This window comes from Clostridium sp. ATCC BAA-442 (assembly GCF_964239415.1).
GTDB lineage: Bacteria > Bacillota > Clostridia > Oscillospirales > Oscillospiraceae > Flavonifractor > Flavonifractor plautii.
Map to the genome: position 1 here is coordinate 16,859 of NZ_CAXSQB010000022.1, position 2,685 is coordinate 19,543.

Genomic DNA, 2,685 nt, shown 5'->3' on the forward strand with positions numbered 1-2,685 from the left:
GGGGCCCCCGCGCAGCCTGTCGGAAAGGACTTTCCGACAGGCTGCTGGACTTTTTCAAACTCTGAAAGCGTTTCAAAAAGTCGTTTGATCAAACATGAAAGGGAACCCTGACGGTTCCTTTTCATACTATCCTTCCCTCCGAACGCTTTAGCAGGGGGGCTTATTGACCGCCTCAGCGGGCCCTCTGACTTTATTCAAAGGAGACCGCGCAATCCAGGGGGACGATGACAACATAGGTGCGCCCCACACCGAAGGAGATGGGGGAGCCGCTCAGGTCATAGTATTGGAGCTGGCCGTCGGGGAAGTCCTTGCTCCACGTGAGGTCAATGACCTTGCCGCCGCAGGCGAAGTAGCCCGTCCCGCCGCTGGACAGGTCCACAGTGATGTGGCCCAGACTGTCGCCGGTATAACGGCAGGCGGTCTTGAGGACTATCACATTGGTGACGGCCACCTGTTCACCGCTGTCGCCGTCTACATAGGGCTCTCCATACTCCTCCACCCGGTAGAGCCGGCTGTCGGGATCGTAGGTAAATACACCGGTTTTATAGTGGGAGACAGGGACGGTGATCCGCGGGGCCTCAGCGCCGCCGGCCGGGGTGCCATCCTCCACAAAGTTCATCTGACAACGGTAGCCGTCCTCGTGCTCCAGACGGAGGCCGTAGGTGGGCAGACGCTCGATGATGGAGGTCCCGGTGGTGACGACGGTGTGCTCCAGACTGTAGCTCTTGCGCCGCTCCGGGTCCCGCCACATCAGATTTCCGTTCTCGCTGTTGCTCATGTAGGGGCCGTTGACTCCGTCGAGGGCGGTGACGCCCCACTGGCGGATTTTGGCGTAGGCATCCTCGCTGCCGCCGGCGTGAATGTAGATGGCATCGTGTCCCAGGGCCAGCTCCAGATAGTAGGGGCGGGCGGAGCGGATGGAGCCGATTTTCCCAACACCGTCCAAGGACTGGTAGACGGCCAGCATGCGGGTGATGCCGCCCTCGGCCGGTACTTCGTAGATCACGTCAGCTTGGGACTGGCCAAGCTGGGGAAGGGCCTCTTTCAGATTGTTGAGCATGATGGCCACCGGGCGGCGGTTGACCCATTCTTTGCTCATAGGCAGGCCACTTAAGGGGCTGACCGGTCCGTCGTAGGGGGTGGACTCCGGTGTGGGGGCCACAGTGGGAGAGGGCTCCTGGTGTGCCGGGGTGCCGGTGGGGGAGGGAAGCCTGCTCCCGCATGCGGAGAGGAGCAGAATGAGCGCCAGCACAGCCGGCAGAACTTTTTTTGCCATACCAAATTCCTCCATTGTCCTTATGCAGCTATGATACGCTTTTGGGGAGGCTCCGTCAAGATTTAATACTCCCGTAACGATTTTTGCATGCTTTTGTAACATGAAACGGGTATTCTACTCCTTGCAAGAGACAGAGTCTTTTTCATTGTATCCTCTTCTTTCCTATGAGGGCGGCCGGGTGTTGGAAGCAGACACCCGGCCTGCTCTTTTCTGAGGAAAAAAGTTACTGCAAGGGAGGGCGGAGGCTGCTTCGTTTGGGCAAAAGACCGGTGGACGCTTCGTGCGGCCGAGACGCAAAAAGAAGGACATCTTACAGATGTCCTTCTTTTTTGGAAGGGGCGGTTAAAATTGATATTTCCCCTTAACGAAACCGCCGCACAGCGGCGTGAGCTTGCTCTGACTTATAAAAAAATCGGAGCAAGCAATATAAAGCTTGCTCCGATGTGGAGCAGGGTACGGGAGTCGAACCCGCCTTCTCGGCTTGGGAAGCCGATGCACTACCGATGTACTAACCCTGCAATTCAGTCGACTAAAAAAGTATAGCATATCTTTCCCGGTTTGGCAAGAGAATTTTACAGAGGAGAGGCAAAAATTAAGGGTTGCATTTTCGGCATAGTTCGATATAATTATCTCGGTGATTTTTTCTTTCTTCTAACTGAAAATTTGAAAATCTGCTTGCAATAGAACGAAAATCATGATATCATTTCCTAAACCAGAAGTTTGATTATTGAATTGGAAAGGCTGGAATGACGTGATGAGTAAGAAGCAGGCGCTGACGGAGTTTCACCGGGGCTCTATTCTAGCGGCCGCCGAGCGGCTATTTGCCGAGAAGGGTACCGAAAAGACGACGATGGATGACATTGCGCGGGAGGCGGAGTACAGCAAGGCCACCCTCTATGTGTACTTTCAGAGCAAGGAGGAGATCATCAATGCCATTCTCCTCAGCGGTATGGTTCTGTTGAAAAAGAAGATTCACGAGGCCATTGAGAGCCACAGCGACTGGTATCAGGCCTACGACGCGGTATGCCGCTCCATCGTCCGGTTCTACGATGAAAATCCCACCGCTTATGATGCCGCTACGGGCACGATGCCTCTGGTGCAGGAGGCGGACGAGACTCAGAAGGGAGTTGCGGATATCCTGCGCGTGAGCGGTGAGATCGACGAGGAGCTGGCGGCCTTCCTGGTACGCGGTGCGGCGGAGGGCGCGGTGCGCTCTCAGCTTCCCCCTATGGAGACGGTTCTGCTGTTCTGGTCCGCCCTGTCCGGCATGGTGCATACCGCCGATATCCGGGAGGGATATATTCAGAAGACCATCGGTCTGTCCCGGGAGGAGTTTCTCCAGCACGGCACCCGCCTGCTGCTGGCTTCTATCACCAAGGTCAACGCATAATCCAAAAAGCGGGGCCCCG

The 2,685-nt window shown here is 56.1% G+C and carries 2 protein-coding genes and 1 tRNA gene; 1 reads left to right on the plus strand and 2 read right to left on the minus strand.

Annotated elements, in window-relative coordinates:
* Positions 1 to 190: 190 nt before the first annotated feature.
* Positions 191 to 1,276: a DUF3048 domain-containing protein gene (locus tag ACESY8_RS10800; protein WP_024724188.1), complete on the minus strand. Its 1,086-nt coding sequence runs from the start codon at positions 1,274 to 1,276 to the stop codon at positions 191 to 193.
* Between the two features lie 444 nt (positions 1,277 to 1,720).
* Positions 1,721 to 1,794 (minus strand) — tRNA-Gly (locus ACESY8_RS10805).
* A 236-nt stretch (positions 1,795 to 2,030) separates the two neighbouring features.
* On the opposite strand from ACESY8_RS10805, the gene ACESY8_RS10810 reads away from it, so the two are divergent.
* On the plus strand, positions 2,031 to 2,666 hold the full coding sequence (locus ACESY8_RS10810; RefSeq protein ID WP_007491560.1) for a TetR/AcrR family transcriptional regulator: 636 nt from the start codon (positions 2,031 to 2,033) through the stop codon (positions 2,664 to 2,666).
* The last annotated feature ends 19 nt before the right edge of the window (positions 2,667 to 2,685 follow it).